The 16,356-nt window shown below is 36.9% G+C and carries 14 protein-coding genes and 1 tRNA gene; 7 read left to right on the top strand and 8 right to left on the bottom strand.

Annotated features, from left to right (window positions below):
* The first annotated feature begins 101 nt into the window (after positions 1-101).
* Together WJM97_RS15340 and WJM97_RS15335 are read left to right on the top strand one after the other, a co-directional pair.
* Entirely contained in the window at positions 102-677 is a 576-nt protein-coding gene (locus WJM97_RS15340; protein WP_353929661.1) for a sporulation/spore germination protein, read from the top strand.
* A 303-nt stretch (positions 678-980) separates the two neighbouring features.
* The gene (locus WJM97_RS15335) at positions 981-2,645 is read left to right on the top strand and encodes an MBL fold metallo-hydrolase (protein WP_353929660.1); all 1,665 of its coding nucleotides are present in this window, start codon (positions 981-983) and stop codon (positions 2,643-2,645) included.
* A 75-nt stretch (positions 2,646-2,720) separates the two neighbouring features.
* Here WJM97_RS15335 and WJM97_RS15330 read toward each other — a convergent pair whose 3' ends face one another.
* From WJM97_RS15330 to WJM97_RS15295, 8 genes are all read right to left on the bottom strand, one after another.
* Positions 2,721-3,032, bottom strand: a complete 312-nt coding sequence (locus WJM97_RS15330; protein WP_353929659.1) for a DUF6679 family protein — start codon at positions 3,030-3,032, stop codon at positions 2,721-2,723.
* A 223-nt stretch (positions 3,033-3,255) separates the two neighbouring features.
* On the bottom strand, positions 3,256-3,408 hold the full coding sequence (locus tag WJM97_RS15325) for a hypothetical protein (protein ID WP_353929658.1): 153 nt from the start codon (positions 3,406-3,408) through the stop codon (positions 3,256-3,258).
* A 603-nt stretch (positions 3,409-4,011) separates the two neighbouring features.
* On the bottom strand, positions 4,012-4,233 hold the full coding sequence (locus WJM97_RS15320) for a hypothetical protein (protein ID WP_353929657.1): 222 nt from the start codon (positions 4,231-4,233) through the stop codon (positions 4,012-4,014).
* A 311-nt stretch (positions 4,234-4,544) separates the two neighbouring features.
* Positions 4,545-5,333: a Nif3-like dinuclear metal center hexameric protein gene (locus WJM97_RS15315; protein ID WP_353929656.1), complete on the bottom strand. Its 789-nt coding sequence runs from the start codon at positions 5,331-5,333 to the stop codon at positions 4,545-4,547.
* Between the two features lie 117 nt (positions 5,334-5,450).
* Positions 5,451-6,800, bottom strand: a complete 1,350-nt coding sequence (locus WJM97_RS15310) for a protein kinase (protein ID WP_353929655.1) — start codon at positions 6,798-6,800, stop codon at positions 5,451-5,453.
* Between the two features lie 98 nt (positions 6,801-6,898).
* Positions 6,899-7,312: a secondary thiamine-phosphate synthase enzyme YjbQ gene (locus WJM97_RS15305; protein ID WP_353929654.1), complete on the bottom strand. Its 414-nt coding sequence runs from the start codon at positions 7,310-7,312 to the stop codon at positions 6,899-6,901.
* A gap of 38 nt (positions 7,313-7,350) precedes the next feature.
* Positions 7,351-8,433, bottom strand: a complete 1,083-nt coding sequence (locus WJM97_RS15300; RefSeq protein WP_353929653.1) for a glycosyl transferase — start codon at positions 8,431-8,433, stop codon at positions 7,351-7,353.
* A gap of 167 nt (positions 8,434-8,600) precedes the next feature.
* The gene (locus tag WJM97_RS15295) at positions 8,601-9,758 is read right to left on the bottom strand and encodes an aminotransferase class V-fold PLP-dependent enzyme (protein ID WP_353929652.1); all 1,158 of its coding nucleotides are present in this window, start codon (positions 9,756-9,758) and stop codon (positions 8,601-8,603) included.
* 274 nt (positions 9,759-10,032) lie between these two features.
* Here WJM97_RS15295 and WJM97_RS15290 point away from each other — a divergent pair, with 274 nt between their 5' ends.
* The 5 genes from WJM97_RS15290 (at position 10,033) to WJM97_RS15270 (ending at position 16,325) form a co-directional block, all read left to right on the top strand.
* Entirely contained in the window at positions 10,033-11,475 is a 1,443-nt protein-coding gene (locus tag WJM97_RS15290) for a TM0106 family RecB-like putative nuclease (RefSeq protein ID WP_353929651.1), read from the top strand.
* Positions 11,476-11,498: 23 nt separating this feature from the next.
* Positions 11,499-12,692 carry an esterase-like activity of phytase family protein gene (locus WJM97_RS15285; RefSeq protein WP_353929650.1) on the top strand — a complete coding sequence of 398 codons (1,194 nt, stop codon included), beginning with the start codon at positions 11,499-11,501 and terminating at the stop codon, positions 12,690-12,692.
* 286 nt (positions 12,693-12,978) lie between these two features.
* Positions 12,979-14,565: a serine/threonine-protein kinase gene (locus WJM97_RS15280; protein WP_353929649.1), complete on the top strand. Its 1,587-nt coding sequence runs from the start codon at positions 12,979-12,981 to the stop codon at positions 14,563-14,565.
* Positions 14,566-14,638: 73 nt separating this feature from the next.
* The gene (locus tag WJM97_RS15275) at positions 14,639-16,153 is read left to right on the top strand and encodes a serine/threonine-protein kinase (protein ID WP_353929648.1); all 1,515 of its coding nucleotides are present in this window, start codon (positions 14,639-14,641) and stop codon (positions 16,151-16,153) included.
* Positions 16,154-16,251: 98 nt separating this feature from the next.
* A tRNA-Asp gene (locus WJM97_RS15270) sits at positions 16,252-16,325 on the top strand.
* The last annotated feature ends 31 nt before the right edge of the window (positions 16,326-16,356 follow it).

Below are 16,356 nucleotides of genomic sequence, written 5' to 3'. Positions count from 1 at the left end.
AAAAGCAAAATTTTCGCCGATAATTTCAGATTGTGCTTTACAGTAAATGTGTTTGTCACAAAGTTTATTTTGTGTAATTCGTTCAGTGCAAAAACATTACTATGAACATAAAGATTAAATATATTTTCCCCCTGATTATATTGGCATTTTCCGCCACGATCAGCAGCTGTAGTTCTGGCGATATCTCTGATAATACAGCGTTAGAACCATTACCAAACAATTCTGTCTCCTCTCAACCGGAAAATTCTCCTACTGAAAATCAATCTTCGTCTAACCAACCATCTGCGACGGAAACACCAATCACTGCAAGTTCTCAAACAACATCTGGTAAAACTACTCAAGTCACCCTTTACACAAGTGATGATCAATGTCAAGACTTTGTTTCTAAACAGACTTCAGTATCAGCCGATGAACCCATGAATGGAGCTATCGGCAAAATTTTGGAAGTACAAGACACAGGTGATTTTAGTTTGGCCGGATATCGTGCCACTGTTAATAATGGTGTAGCTACCATAGATTTACGGATTGCGCCTGAGTCTAAGCGACAAATAGCCTCTTTATCTAATTGTGAGCAGTTTGCATTATTTGGCAGTCTCCGCAAAACCCTCACCAGTAACGCTGGTTGGAACATTAAAGATGTCCGCTTTACAGAACAGGGTCAGGAAATTGTATTTTAAAGCAGGGGTGATGGGGAGGATGAGGGGGATAGAGGGAGAATAAATAACCCAATTACCAATTACCAATGCCCCTCAACAAGTAAAGATTTTCTGGTAATTCTGCCCAAATGCAAAATTAGACCATTACCATAAAAAGTGTTTAATTCAGGAGGGTAAACAGATGGATGTTAAGCTAATTTTGGTGGTATTGACCTTTATATTTACCTTTGCGTGCTTGTTTTTTGGTACGAAAAATGGCTTTTATGATTCAGACAACTATCACGGTAACGGTTCTGCACACTAGTCATAGTTAGAGAGGAGAGCATGAGGGATGATCTATCAGTATCCTCTCTTGCTGATGGTGGGCAAGTAGCTAGTGAATTAGAATGTTTGCCCTATAGTGTTCAGCATGAAGATGAAGGTGTTTGTATATTGGTGCGGATGGGTCCACACCGCATTTTGTTAGATTGCGGTTTGCGGGATATTTCACCGCTGATCAGGGATTCATTGCCACCAGCAGATTTAGTCTTGGTGAGTCATGCTCACCCTGATCATGCTGGGAGTTTACTGGTTCTAAATCAGCATTTTCCCCAGTTACCTATTTACGCTAGTGAGGTGACTAGCAAATTATTACCCTTAAATTGGCCAGAACAAGCACTAGAAGAAGTTCCTTCATTTTGTCAGGCTTTGCCGTTGCGATCGCCTATAGAAATAGAAGAAAATCTAGTTGTAGAATTATTTCCCGCCGGTCATCTGCCTGGTGCTGTGGCTATTCTCCTCATCTACCACAGTAAAGACCGTGATTATAAGTTACTTTACACTGGTGATTTTTTCCTTTCTAATTCCCGTTTGGTAGAAGGGTTACGTTTGGAAGAATTACGGGGTTTGAATTTAGATGTCCTCTTGATTGAAGGTAGTTATGGTACATCCCGCCATCCTCACCGTCGTCATCAGGAAAATCAACTAGCAGAAAGAATTAATCGGGCGATCGCCGATCACTCTTCTGTAATTTTACCCACACCAGCCTTAGGCTTGGGTCAGGAATTGTTGATGTTGTTACGTTCCCATCATCATTTCACCGGTCGAGACATAGATATTTGGGTTGATGGTGATGTCGCTATTGGTTGCGATGCCTATTTAGAACTTTTGCCCCATCTTCCCGCCTCTGTGCAAAATTTCGCCCGTCATCAGTCTCTATTTTGGGATGAAAAAGTACGCCCCCACGTCCGACGTTTAAAATTTGAAGATTTAGCCACTTTAGGTAGTTCACCCTGTATAGTTCTTACCGACTCCACAGCAGATTTAGGAAAATATTGCCAACCCCACACAGGATCTTGGCTAATTCTTTTCCCTGACAGAATTGATATTCCAGTTAATTCCGAATATTTAACACCAACCACTATTGACAGCTATCTTTTAGCCCAACATAGTGATGGCCCAGGAACAACCCAACTAATTCACAACCTCCGACCCCAGCACGTTGTTTTTGTACATGGCTCACCAGCTTATTTAGCTGATTTAACTAGCTTAGATGAGTTACAAAATCGTTATCACATCCATTCTCCAGCAGCGGGAATTATTGTAGATTTGCCCATTGGTGACACATTTGTACAACCTTCTGCCCCAGAAACTAATTATGAAGGGGAATTGACGGAACTAGAAACCGTGATTACAATTTCTTTACCCGATGCGATCGCAAATGACCCCCGCTGGCAAAATTTCGCCGACACAGGTTTAATAGAAGCCCGTTGGCAAGGTGAGGAACTGGTATTAAGAGGTTTATCTCAAAGAGAGCTTCTCAATCAAAATAGTCTAGATACAACCCGTCAAAGACATCCCCTCAACTGGTCTGATTTGGAATGCTGTGGTACGTGCAAATACCAAAGGGGGCAACGGTGTTGGAATTCCGCCGCCCCATTGTATAACTTTAAAGTTACTCTTGAAGGTTATTGTCCTGGTTTTGAACGCTTATCTGAGGATGAATCCTAAACCACTCGATTTTGGATTTTAGATTTTAAAATCCAGGTTATCGGTCATAATCTTGGATTTATCACTCAGAATTTATTAATCTGGGTTTAAGTCTGTAAACCGATTACGGATACGTTCTGACTCAGGACAATCTTCTGTCATCAGAGGTTCTACATTTCCTCTGGGTACAGAAGCTAGTTTTTGAGTTATAGATCCGATGCTTTCTAAGCGAATCATCTCTTCCCATGAAGAAACTTCGTCTTCTTCGTCGGTTTCATAGCGCAGGGTCACTAAGTCACCTTCTATATCAATAATGCGGGCTTGCTCTATCCAGCGTTGCTGATCCCGCAAAAAAACACATACCTCCCGCCCGTCGCAACACAGTTGATAAATTTTGCGGTGTAGCATGTACTGCTTCTGCCTTTTTAAACAACGTAGTTAAACCAGTGAAAATTTGGGTCTTACCCAATTGGAAATTGCCTCAACAGGTTAATTTCACGATTTGTAAACTAATTGTGTTTAATAACCCCATTTCACAATGACTTGGTGTTAGCAGTCGAATATCGGGAAATAGTTGCTATAAACCTATAGTTACTGAATGAATTGAAATTAACTTATTTTGGGCTGATGCTTAGATAATGTCTACTTCATAGAAGTTAAACATCTCTGGAGTTGCCCTAACCAGGTTAATATTTGGTGGTGATTCCTTACTACCATCTTGTAATAAATAATACTGCAAAACAGGCGATAATCGCGGTTGTTTTAGTTGCCTACTTGTAGTCATTGGCATTTCTAGGAGGTCTAGGGACTTGGCTATACTGTTAACCCTAATGTATTTGATCTTAACTCATTCTCAGGCTTACTTTAAATAGTTTTCACTCTTGATCAATAACATTAGGTTTAGGACTGGATTTTTGCTTGTCAGTTAAAAACTATGGCAATGATTTGATGGTTGAGAATTTTTTTTATTTTTGAGTTGTTGACAATGATATAGAACAATTGTTTAGTAGTAAAATTTACTAAGCACACCCATGAGTGTACTGCCTCCAGGCTGACATAAAATTCAGGCAGATAATCAGAACTGTTGAAAAACTTAACTAAACCACAGAGACTTAGACAAGGAGGAGAAAGAAAAGACAAGATCAATAGACATCTCCAGAAAAGTACATACCTTCCATAAATTAAATACAAAAGTAGTTTATTAATATATTTTTATCTTGTTATATTATTTTGATGCTGACTGAGTTCAATATAAAGTTTAGTTAAGGTCTAGTGTACATCTATAACTAATGGGTAGACGGAGTGTCTACCCAAAACAAGTTTGTTGAATTCCATTTATGGCAGTCAATTGCAAGCAAAACAGAGGTTTCATTATTTATTTCATTGATTAACTCTTAGTGAGATTTTTCAAGACAGGTAATTCCATCAGACTTTGTGTACAAGCTTCTCGTTTAATTCTACCTGTGCGTATTGCTTCGTATAGGTTATCAAGAGCTTTTATATCTTCTGATTTATAGCACTTGGTTGTTAGCACTTGATGGAGTAAACCCTCTGATTCAACACTAAGATATCCTGTTTGGAAGGCAGATGCTATGAGTGTACGAATCATAGTGATTAGGTTTTAGCTAAGGTTAGGATTTATAACTCTTAGTGTGCAATACCTCAACTGAAAATACATTGATATCAAACATTAAAAGTTAGTGATTGTCATTACAATAAATTTGTGATCTCTATCACGATTATCTAGCAAAAGTCATGTGGAGACAAAGATATACTTCTTGGTGCTAAAAATTTCATAGACAAAAAAAGCACCAAGAAGTTTAAATTGTGGGAATAAAATCCAGGCAATAAATAATACTATGATTATAAGTATCTAGCAAACGCCAAATTTTTAACCCGCCAGTAGTCAGCGGTTTTTATTCATAGTAAAAATTGGCGGAAATCTTCATCTTTTTGACTCAATTCCACCCAATTTAAGTTCAGTGATTTGAATTTTTGTACCAAGCGATCGCAAGCTGGACGTTCAGTAGCATAATGTCCAGCATCAATTAAAATTAATCCTTGATCTCGACTTTCCTGAAACTGATGAAATTTACAATCAGCGGTGAGATAGGCTTGGGCTTTGGTTTTCAGCGCTGCGGAAATAAAACCTGCTCCCGAACCACCTAAAACCGCAACCCGTGCAATTTGTTGTTCTAAGTTAGCAGCGGGAGAAAAAATTAACTTTGGGGGTTGAAGTTGAGATTGAATTTGAGTAAGTAATGCCTGTAATGTCAAAGATGGTTCTAAATTGCCTACCCTGCCATATCCTAAACCTGATTGAGTGGGAACTATGGGAGAAACTGCGTGTAAATTTAATATTTGTGCCAGAACATCGGCCGTACCATCATTTACCTGATCAAAATTAGTATGAGCGCTGTAAATACCGATATTTTGAGTAAAAGCCAATTTCACCATATCCCCCATTGCTTCCCCAGTGCAGAGAGATTTAGGGGGGTTAAAAATCAGGGGATGGTGGGCAAAAATTAGATTTGCCTTGACGGCGATCGCCTCTTTCATCACCGCTAAGGTGGGAGTTAAACAAACTAATACCCGTGCTTCTGCCTGCAAAACACCAGGTTCAACTTGCCAACCGCAATTATCCCAGCTTTCACACCAAGTAGGATTTGCCCATTCTTCAAACCAGGTGATTAAATCAGCAATTTTCATGAGATATTTTAGACGTTACTTTCAGTAATTATACAGTTATGGAAGTAGAAATTGATTGTAACTTAGATGATAACACCCTGTCTAATTAGTAATCATCACTAATTGGTAATTCCTATCTCACCTCTGGGACATATTTTTGATCAAAGCTTGCTTAAACTCTTCCGCCGTTTGAAAAGTAATTTTTGGTTTTTCCACCAAGGCTGAATCTATTACCGCTGCTAGTTTTTTAGGGATAGTTTGATTACGTTTGAGAATAGGTACAGGATCGTTTTGCAAGACTGCTAACCAAGGATCACCAGTAAAATCACGGGGGAAATACCCTGTCAGCATATTATATAAACAAGCGGCAGTTGCCCATACATCAACTTCTGGTAGTGAGTTTTGAAATTCTAGCACTTGCTGACGAGGGATAAAAGCAGGTATACCCATTTGATTACCGGTGAGAGTTTGTCCACTTAACCCTGCTAAATCAAAGGCCTTTGCCAAACCATAATCACCTATTTTCGCCACGATTTTATCATTAATATAGGTAATCAAAATATTATAAGGATTCAAATTTCTGTGAACAAAACCTTTACCTTTTCCTACCGTTCCATCAGGTAATTTAACACGGGGAATTTCTACTTCATGGGCATATATTAAGCCATCAAGAACTTGAATAATTATATCTACGGCAACATCAATTGGTAAACGCCATCCTGAACGTTGCATTAAATCCCAAACATTACCACCTTCACAATAGTCCATTACAAAAAAGAAAGTTTCTTCAGCAAACCCATAATCTAATAAATCAACTATATTATTATGTGCTAAAGATTTGGTATTTTCTGCTTCGTCCAAGAATTGATTTATTCTCTGTTCTTTACCAGTAACTGCGGGTGACATCAATTTTATTACTACAAATTTTCTGAGCTGATTATTTTCTGCTAAAAATACTTCACCTACATTGCCCTTACCCAGAGACTTAACCAAGTTATAACATGAAACTATCTTGAGATTTTCATCACCATTATTAGCTAATTCTAGCAAGCGATTAATAGTATTGGTGTAGTTTATTGTTTCTATTTCAATAACTTGTTTAGCTTGTGAAACCTGTGGTAATTCTTCTGCCTCTATGCCAATTTTAAATAAAATATCCCCTAATTTAATTTCATCACCATCTTGTAAATCGTATTCTGGGAAATTTAACTTTAAACCTTCCTGTGCTGTTTGATTAGGTTTTCTTTGACCAATTTTTTTACCATTGACAAAAGTGCCATTAAGACTCCCTAAATCACGCACACGAATATCTGGAGGATTAATATCCAACAAGCAGTGATATCGAGAAATAGTCATATCTACTTCATTGGCCAATTGTAAATTACAATCATGATTTCTACCAATAATGCAAGTGCTACGGGAGTCAAAATTATATTGTTTTCCAGAGAGTTTACCTTGAGTAATTGTGAGAATAATTTTAGATGACATGGTACTTTCAGGAATTAAGTGGAACTATGAATATATCTTGATAGTTTTTATAAGTGAACACAATTTTAAAAACATTTTGACAATACGATTTAAGCAGTTCAACTGGAAATATGCACTACCAACTCCCGATTATGATTATGTTGGCGATGTTCCCAGATGTAAATACCTTGCCATGTTCCTAAAACTAAGTAACCGTTGTTAATGGGTATGCTTTCAGAAGTATGGGTTAAAACCGTGCGAATATGTCCTGGCATATCATCAGCGCCTTCAGCATCATGGATATAATAATTACCTTCTGGCACTAATTTAGCCATAAAATTAGCTAAGTCTTTGAGTACATCGGGGTCAGCATTTTCTTGAATGACTAAACTAGCCGATGTGTGACGCAAAAATAAGGTACAAAGTCCAGTTTTTACACCAGACTCTGCGACTATAGCCGCAACTTTAGAGGTGATATTCTGAAATGATTTACCAGTGGTAGAAATTCTCAAGAGTTTTTGATAATGTGCCATACTAATTTGAGATTTGAGATTGTGGAGGTGGGAGTTATTTACATTAACTGCAAATAATCTATCACCGCTTTAGCTATGGTTTCGTTACCATTTTTAGCCATTGGTTGTGCTTGCTTTGGTGCTTGGGGTAAGTCATCAATAAAGTCCCAATTGCCATCAAAAAAATCTTGAGGTTGAATAATTTGATGGTGGTTATAGTTTTGAATACCTGTTAACAGTAAAGCAGCTTCGGCAAAGTCATCACGGGGTATGGTAATAATAGGTAGTCCTAAAAGTGTGGCTTCTGCAAAGGTGCTATATCCCGGTTTGGACATGACTTTTCCACAAATGGGCATAAAATCAACGGGACGATATTGACGATTTTTAATTTTAATTAAGTTAGGTAAATCTGGTGCGGAAGCATCAAAAGTAATAAATTGCCAATCAGAAAATTTCCTAATATTTTCATAGGGAATTGCCTGTAGACCTAAACCTCCAAAAGTAAGTAAGATAGTTTTTTCTTGTGGTGCGGTTATTCCCCAAGTTGTGCGAATTTCCTCTGCGGAGAATTTGGGAGAACCGCCAGTTAAACCCACATCTATTATATTGGGAAAAGCTGACATGGGTGCATGAAAAGGCAAACGAAATAAGCGATCGCTCTTAGTGTACCAATCGCTGATCCAATCAGCAATTTCAATAAATTCTCCTCCCCAATCTCTATAAATAAAATCCCAACTGAAGTTACTTGTCATCCAACAGGGAACACTTGCGGCTTGTGCAAAACCTGTTGCCAGAAAAGGAACATCGGCTAAAATGAGGTTAACACGATTTTGGCGAATAAAATTAACTTCTGAAGCAATTAAAGAATTTTGATTTTTCTTAATTTCTTTTAATTTTTGTAAAGTGGCTACTTTATCCATTGTCAAACTATCAGTTTGCACGACTCCTAAATCAAAGGAACGTTGACGGAGGATAAAATCACCAGGAATGTAAGATTCTAATAGCCATCGGGGTGCAGTGGTGACAATGATTAATAGCACTTGTGGATACAATTTTTGAATTTCAGCTGCTATTGATGCGGTGCGGGTAGTGTGACCAAAGCCATGATTTGTAATGGCTAGATATAAGATAGGACGGTTCATATAGGAATTTGGTTTGATTAATAAAATTGTTGGTGTGGTCAGTTATCAAGTCAAGAAGAATTTTATAGTTGTTGGTATTGATGATGTTTGCTCACAAATAAATGCAGATAAATACAGATAAATCTAGATTAATTATTCCTGCATATCCGCCTTTATCTGTGGTGATATTAGAGTCCTAAAAAGCTTTTAATTGTGGCTATTAATTGGTCAATTTCTGATTCTAAAGTTAGGTAATGAACACTCACCCGAATACAATTAGGATTAGCAATTGTCCGAGTTAAAATTTTGTGTGATTCCAAAAATTTGACTAATTCTGCATTAGGTTGATTATTAGTTAATTGAAAAGATACTAAACCACTTTCTGGTGGAGAGTTTTTTAAACATTTAACATGGGGTAATTCTGTTAATTTTTGCCAAAGATATGCACTGTTGTGACAGATTTGTTGATATCTTTCCACTGCTGTTCCCCATTGGTCATGAGTGGCGATCGCTTCCTGCAAACCCATATACAATGATGTAGATAGGGTAGAAACTTCATATCTTCGTCCATCTGGTTGCCAACTGATTGGTTGTCCTTGACTGTTAACAATCAAGCCATTTAAACCAATAAATGTTGGATTTAATAAATCCCTGACTTGGGGGCGCACATACAAACCACCAACACCAGCCGGACCACATAACCATTTATGACCGGTAAAAGCATAGAAATCTACCCCCAATTCTGTTAAATTAAGAGGCAGAACTCCCACTGATTGAGCAGCATCTACCAACAGTAGAGAATTATTCTTTCTGCAAGTATCAGCAATTTCACTAATGGGTAAAACTTGACCTGTATTCCATAAAATATGACTTAAAACTACAAGCCTGGTATGAGGACGTAGATTTTTAGCAATAACAGATACAGGATCACCTGCATTGATAGTTGCCATCATCGGACAGGTAGAAACTTCTACAGAGAATCTACGGCTGATCTCTTGAGCGGTGGCAATGATTCCGGGATGTTCACAATCAGAAAGGAGTAAATGATCACCTGGTTGCCAATTAATCCCCCACATTCCAATGTTACAACCAATGGTGACATTACCTGTCAGCGTAATCGTGTCACTCGGTACATTTAGTGTAGATGCGATCGCTTCCTTGGTTGTCTTCATTTGGGGGGAGATCCAGCCATAGGCTTCAGTACCAAAAGGCCCCAACTCCTGAATATGTGCTTGTGTTTGGATAATAGCATCCATTGCCCCTTGAGGCATTGGGCCCTGTCCCCCATAATTAAAATAAATCTTGTTTGTTAAAGCTGGAAACTGGCTACGATGTTGATGCAACATATTAATTTTAGATTTGAGATTTTGGATTGGGGATTTAAGGTTTAGAATCTTAAATTTGCTCACTAAATAGCAAATCCATGTCAGTTCTATCGCTTCTGTCCTCTGGGTTCTACTCTTTTCCTGCTACAACTTCTATTTTTGATTTGAGTAAGTAAAGCAGATGCAGCACAGGAACATTTTTAATTTTAGATTGCTCAATCCCAAATCCAAAATAAAAACCGAAAATTTTCTGGGTATAACCCCAAAATGTCCTAATTATTGTTAGCTTAAAGGCATGATCATTAATGCTGAACTCCTACTCCAATATCAACGCTGTAAGCGGCGACCTTTTTTAGATACTCATGGTGATTATAACCAGCGAGATGCTCCCCATGAGTTGCTGGTCAAAGTGCAACAGGATAAAATTGCCTACCAAAAAAGTATAATATATAACTTATCGTATACACAACCAGATTTTACTTACGGAAACTGGCAAGAAGGGGGGAAAGCAACTTTAGAACTGATGCAGCAAGGGGTAGAATATATTCATCGTGGAGTATTATTAGCTACTTATGATGAGGAATATACCTTATTGAGTCGCCCAGATTTACTGATCAAACAGCCGGGAAAATCCTGTTTTGGAGATTGGTTTTACATTCCTGTAGATATTCAATTAGGTAAACGCCCTAAACAAGAGTACCAGGTTGTAGCTGCTTTTCATGCGGAAATTTTAGGAGCAGTACAAGAATCACAACTAGAAGCAGCGGGATTAATATTACGCAATAAAGACACGACCTATGTGGTGGATCTAAATAAATGGACACCAGAAATGTTAAGTATTTTAGCGGAGTATATTCAAGTAATTGAGTCCCCAGAACCACCAGAAATATTTATTGCTCGGCAGAAATGTAATCTTTGTCACTGGCATAATCACTGTTATGCGATCGCTCAATCCCAGCAACATCTATCATTGTTACCAGGTGTAACGCCAATTCGCTATACACAACTGCAAGCACTTTCTAAAACCAGTTTAGAAACACTGGCAAATACTCACCCCAGCACTTTAGAAAACTTAATTGGGTTTGATTCTGAAGTAGCATCTAAACTCATAGTACAAGCTCAATCAAAATTAACAAAAACTCCCTTAATACTACCCTACGCTGTAACCGAAGGAATTGTCACATTCACAGATGCCATCGAGTTGTACTTTGATATTGAGGCACAACCAGATTTAAACTTAAATTACCTGTTGGGAGTTTTGGTAGTTAATAGACCAGAAAATACCGAAAAATTTTATTCATTATTAGCAGAAACACCAGAACAAGAAGAATTAATTTGGCAGCAATTTTTAGAATTAGTTAATCAATATCCCCAAGCCCCAATTTATCATTTTTGTAATTACGAAGTTGAGACGATTAAAAAACTAGGAAAACTTTACCGTACACCCTACACATTAATTGATCCCATACTCAATCGCTTTGTAGATGTTTATGAAAAACTCACACAAAATGTAGCTTTACCAATTGAAAGTTATGCACTCAAAGCGATCGCTAAATGGTTAGGATTTGAATGGCGCGATCAAGAAGCCAGTGGTGCTAAATGTATTTACTGGTATGATCAATGGTTAGAAACAGGCGATCGTCACCTCCTAGACACCATTCAACGTTATAACGAAGATGACTGTCGTGCCACGCTCAAAGTTAAAGACTGGCTAGTTAATTTTTTAGATAAAAGATAAAAGATAAAAGATTATAAAAATACATGAAAATCACTAAAATAATTACCAAAAAATATCTAATAATTTACTTAACAATAACCATAATTATCAGCAGTTTATTTATCAATAACTTAGCATCTGCCACAGTAAAAGTAACTGATATAGAATTCATTGGTGCAGCTAGTTTACCCACAGGATTTGATTTTAAAAATACCGAATTGGGAGGATTATCAGGAATTACCTATGATGCCAAAAACGATGTTTATTATGCTATCTCCGACGACAGAGGATACAAAGCACCTGCAAGATTTTATACCCTAAAAATTGACATCAGCCAAGGTAAATTAACTAAAAATAGCATCACACCCTTAGCAGTAACTACCCTATTAAACGAAAATAATCAAAAATTCATGCCTGGTAAAAGTGACACAGAAGGCATAGCTTTAACAAAAAACTCAACATTATTTATTTCCTCCGAAGGAGATATACAGAAATCAATTAACCCTTTCATTACAGAATTTGCCCTGGCTTCTGGAAAAGCTATTAACACCTTACCCATACCCAACAAATTTTTACCAGATTCCCAAAAACCGCAAGGTATTCGTAATAATTTAGGTTTTGAAAGTCTTACCATCTCCCCCAACAATCAATTATTGTTTACCGCAACTGAAAATGCACTGATTCAAGATGGTGCAAAAGCAAAACCAGGTTCAGGGAGTCCATGCCGGATATTACAGTATAATTTAGCTAAAAATCAGCCAGAAAAAGAGTTTCTTTATCAAACAGAACCAGTTACACCTCTTTTCAATTTTACAGGTAGATTTGATAGTGGATTACCTGAATTAATTGCACTAGATAACTATGGCAACCTCCTGAGTTTAGAAAGAAGTTTTACAGGTTTAGGATTTGCGATTTCTTTATTTCAGGTTTCCTTAGAAAATGCCGATGAAATTCAAAACATTAATAGTTTAGCAACTGCCGATATTCAAAACATCCAACCAGTCACCAAAAACAGATTATTAGATTTGCAAACGTTAGATGTGGCCTTAGACAACATTGAAGGTTTTACCCTGGGTTCTAAACTACCTAATGGCAAAACCTCATTAATTTTAGTTAGTGATAATAATTTTAACAGGTTGCAAAGCACACAAATCTTAGCCTTTGCCATCAAAGTGGAATCACCCCTGACACCTCTGATGAGATTATTACGTCTATTACGACTTTCTGCCCCTCAGTAGCAGTCTTTAAGTATATATACGTAAATAAATATTATCAAATAAAATAATTTAAGTATTATTACAGCTACACGAAAAATCAGAAAATATGTTACACAAGATTATGTAGCTTTTACGTGGACAAGTGATGTAATTCAAAAATCATTTGACAGGATAACATCAGCTATAAGTTCCGAAAATCAAAAATTATATACATCAAAATCAATAATATTTATTATAATTTTGCTAAAATATACTGTAATAAGTATCCATATTTATTTAATTTTTAACCCACTATAACCACCAGGATATGAATGAGTATAAATCAGAATTAGACATTTACATTGGACAGTTATTAAATCATCGCTATTTAGTCAGAGATATTCTAGGTTCAGGAGGCATGGGTAGAGTTTACCTCGCAGAAGATGTAGCTAGAGACTGTATGTTAGTAGCTGTAAAAATGCTCTCTTTAAATATCAGAAATAAACAGCTAGCTGAACGTTTCGGGAGAGAAATTTTCATCGGCGCTCAATTAGGTAAAAAAAGCCCACACATTACTCGTGTTTTAACCTATGGCATCACTAATGATAAAACCCCATTTTATGTAATGGAATATTTGCGAGGGAGAAACATTAAACAAGTTTTAAAAAGAGAGAGTTTAAGTATATCTAGATTTTTAAAAGTCTGCCAGCAAATTTGTTTAGGTTTAGATTGCGCTCATCAAGGAGTAGTCTTAAAAGGAAAAATATATCCAATTTTACATAGAGATATAAAACCAGAGAATATATTTCTTGCCAACGATAGTAAACCGACAGAAACAGTCAAAATTCTTGATTTTGGCATTGCTAAATTCCTGACCGAAACTAGTGGGATGACAATGACAGAATCTTTTATAGGTAGTTTACCTTATTCATCGCCAGAGCATATGCAAGGCCAGAAAATATTGGATGTTAGGTCTGATATTTATAGTTTGGGTTTATTGATGTTTGAAATGCTGACAGGTAGACATCCATTCTACACAAATAGCCATTCTTTTAGCACGTGGTGTAAACTACATTGTATTGAAGCTCCACCAACCTTTGAAGAAGTTAATCCCCATATACAAGTTCCCCAGGAATTACAACAATTAGTCATGCGTTGTTTAGCCAAGGACATCCATGATAGACCCAAAAATGTCAAAGAAATTTTAGACGATTTAGTTAAAATCGAAAAACATATTGAAAATAATCATACCTCTAATAGTAAAAAATCTGAGCCTGATACAAGTTTAAAATTAGTACCTTTAACATCTATTTCTGAACAATTATGTTGGCAAAAATACTGGCCTAAAAACAAGCCTATTGCACTAATTTGTTTCCCCCATCTTTTACATACACCTAAAGGCAATATACCAACTTTTTGGGCAATGCTACCCGAAGCAGAGATTGAAAAATTCAAAGATAAAAAACATAGTAATAAATTTATTGGCAAATCAGAAGATTACCCAATAATGTTATGGTTAACAATGTTATATGAAGAGAATACAAATTTGATTAGATGGCTGGCTTATTATTTGGATCTCAAAGATAATCGAGAAGAAAAAATCTTACGTAACCTAGCAGGAATTGGCTACTATCATCTATTACTATTTGCCCATGAATATCCCCATAAATGTAACTATGTCACGACTTTTATGCTTTCAGCTAAACAACGTCAATATATTTCCGATATTATCAATTCCAGTCAAAGAATAGAGCGACTTACCTCTCCTACTCAAGCTAAAATTATGCTGAAACTAGAATATGAAAAATTCAAAGCAGAAGTAAATGAACAGATGAATCTACATACAGTTAACCCTTCATTTTCTTTTAGAAATTGGTTAATAAAATTAGTAACTTTCTGGAAACCCCCATCATAATAGAGTAACTAACCTTAATTAATATCAATTAATTCAATTTTCTCATAGAGGTTATTAGCTAGAGGTTATTATAGTGAACAACAGCCCTCATGCGTCTCCAGAAAATCAGGAGTTGCTGGCCAACCGTTATCAGCTTCAGAAATTAATAGGTAAAGGTGGTATGGGTGAAGTTTTTTTAGCATCTGATGTTTTGCTAGGAGGTACACCAGTTGCCATAAAATTTTTATCCCAAACAGTCAATTCCAAAATAGAAGCTAAATTTAATCGAGAAGCTTTACTCAGTGCTGCATTGAGCCAAAAAAGTATTCATATTGTCAGAGCTTATGACTATGGTGTTAGCCAAAGTGGAAAAGCATATTATGTAATGGAATATCTATCTGGTAGGGTTTTAAAAGACTTAATTCCTACTCCGTTGCCTATTTTTATGAATCTTGCACGTCAGATTTGTTTGGGCTTACAGTGCGCCCATCAAGGTGTAAATATGGAAGGTAAGGTTTATCAGTTAGTCCACAGAGATATTAAACCAGCCAATATTATTGTTATTCCCGATCCTATGTTGGGACAATTAGTAAAAATTCTGGATTTTGGTATTGCCAAATTTTTAAACTCCGCAGCACCAATTAAGACTAAAGGTTTTCATGGAACTTTACCATACTGTTCACCTGAACAATTAGAAGGGTCAGAAGTAGATAGTCGTTCCGATATTTACAGCTTGGGTGTGATGATGTTTGAAATGTTGGCAGGACAAAAACCTTGGCAAGCAGACAATAATTATTTTGGATCTTGGTATAAAATACATCAGTTTGAACAACCCAAGGCGATCACCGAAGTAAATCCTTACATTACAGTACCCCAGCCCCTAAACGAGCTAATTATGGCTTGTTTGGAGAAAAAGCCAGAAAATCGTCCCCAGGATATGGGTCATGTTATCCAAACATTGTCAAAAATAGATATTTCTGATTCAGCCATTCCCCATAACACTCATAACACTGTAGAGCCACAACATACAACTCATCATCCCCTGGTATCTGAAAATTCCGAAAAAATCAGCAATAGTTATGGAAAACTCGTTTGGCCTGAAGGTAAACCCATTCAGGAAATTGTTTTTCCCCAGTTAATAGACACTGGCAAAGCTTCCACAATTTCCCTGTGGCTAATGTTGCCCGCACAAGAAATCAAAAATAGAGCCGATAACAAAATATTCAATCAGTTTACATTTATTACTACTCCTCATCCAATGCTGTTATGGATTACATTGCTTTATCATCCCCAGCTTGGTCCGAGGTGGTTGCCCTGCTACCTAGATATGCAAAATCCTCAAAATCTTCATCTAGTATCGGCTTTAACTACTGATCAGTCTTACCCGTTCTTTTTTTTCACCCTAGAACCTCCCCACAATTGTGTTAAAATTCTTACTAACAGTATTTCTTCTGCACAAAAGCAAAAGCTGAAAACCTGGGTGACACAGAGTCAGCAGTTACCATCCTCATCCCAATCTCAAGCCAGTAAAAAGCTGTTAAAGGAGAAGTACAAACAGATACAAATGCAAATATTGGCACATCTGGAATCCCAGAACCAGTCTGCATAGGAATCAGGGCAGACAGGGGAGGAAAATTAATTTTTTTCTTTCCAATAGTTGACAAATCCAAAATAACAAGTAATAATAGTATAGTTGAGAAAACGCAAGGGACTGTAGTTCAATTGGTTAGAGCACCGCCCTGTCACGGCGGAAGTTGCGGGTTCGAGCCCCGTCAGTCCCGTTCTAAATATAGATAAAATAAGCTGATTACT

The sequence above is a fragment of the Okeanomitos corallinicola TIOX110 genome, assembly GCF_038050375.1.
Taxonomy (GTDB): domain Bacteria; phylum Cyanobacteriota; class Cyanobacteriia; order Cyanobacteriales; family Nostocaceae; genus Okeanomitos; species Okeanomitos corallinicola.
The sequence above is the reverse complement of the archived record's forward strand: the minus strand, read 5'-3'. Positions and strand labels throughout refer to the sequence as shown.

Excerpts from the sequence above, each read along its gene's own strand:
- WJM97_RS15340 (WP_353929661.1), top strand. The coding sequence starts at position 102 with ATGAACATAAAGATTAAATATATTTTCCCCCTGATTATATTGGCATTT.
- WJM97_RS15335 (WP_353929660.1), top strand. The coding sequence starts at position 981 with ATGAGGGATGATCTATCAGTATCCTCTCTTGCTGATGGTGGGCAAGTA.
- WJM97_RS15330 (WP_353929659.1), bottom strand. The coding sequence starts at position 3,032 with ATGCTACACCGCAAAATTTATCAACTGTGTTGCGACGGGCGGGAGGTA.
- WJM97_RS15325 (WP_353929658.1), bottom strand. The coding sequence starts at position 3,408 with ATGACTACAAGTAGGCAACTAAAACAACCGCGATTATCGCCTGTTTTG.
- WJM97_RS15320 (WP_353929657.1), bottom strand. The coding sequence starts at position 4,233 with ATGATTCGTACACTCATAGCATCTGCCTTCCAAACAGGATATCTTAGT.
- WJM97_RS15315 (WP_353929656.1), bottom strand. The coding sequence starts at position 5,333 with ATGAAAATTGCTGATTTAATCACCTGGTTTGAAGAATGGGCAAATCCT.
- WJM97_RS15310 (WP_353929655.1), bottom strand. The coding sequence starts at position 6,800 with ATGTCATCTAAAATTATTCTCACAATTACTCAAGGTAAACTCTCTGGA.
- WJM97_RS15305 (WP_353929654.1), bottom strand. The coding sequence starts at position 7,312 with ATGGCACATTATCAAAAACTCTTGAGAATTTCTACCACTGGTAAATCA.
- WJM97_RS15300 (WP_353929653.1), bottom strand. The coding sequence starts at position 8,433 with ATGAACCGTCCTATCTTATATCTAGCCATTACAAATCATGGCTTTGGT.
- WJM97_RS15295 (WP_353929652.1), bottom strand. The coding sequence starts at position 9,758 with ATGTTGCATCAACATCGTAGCCAGTTTCCAGCTTTAACAAACAAGATT.
- WJM97_RS15290 (WP_353929651.1), top strand. The coding sequence starts at position 10,033 with ATGATCATTAATGCTGAACTCCTACTCCAATATCAACGCTGTAAGCGG.
- WJM97_RS15285 (WP_353929650.1), top strand. The coding sequence starts at position 11,499 with ATGAAAATCACTAAAATAATTACCAAAAAATATCTAATAATTTACTTA.
- WJM97_RS15280 (WP_353929649.1), top strand. The coding sequence starts at position 12,979 with ATGAATGAGTATAAATCAGAATTAGACATTTACATTGGACAGTTATTA.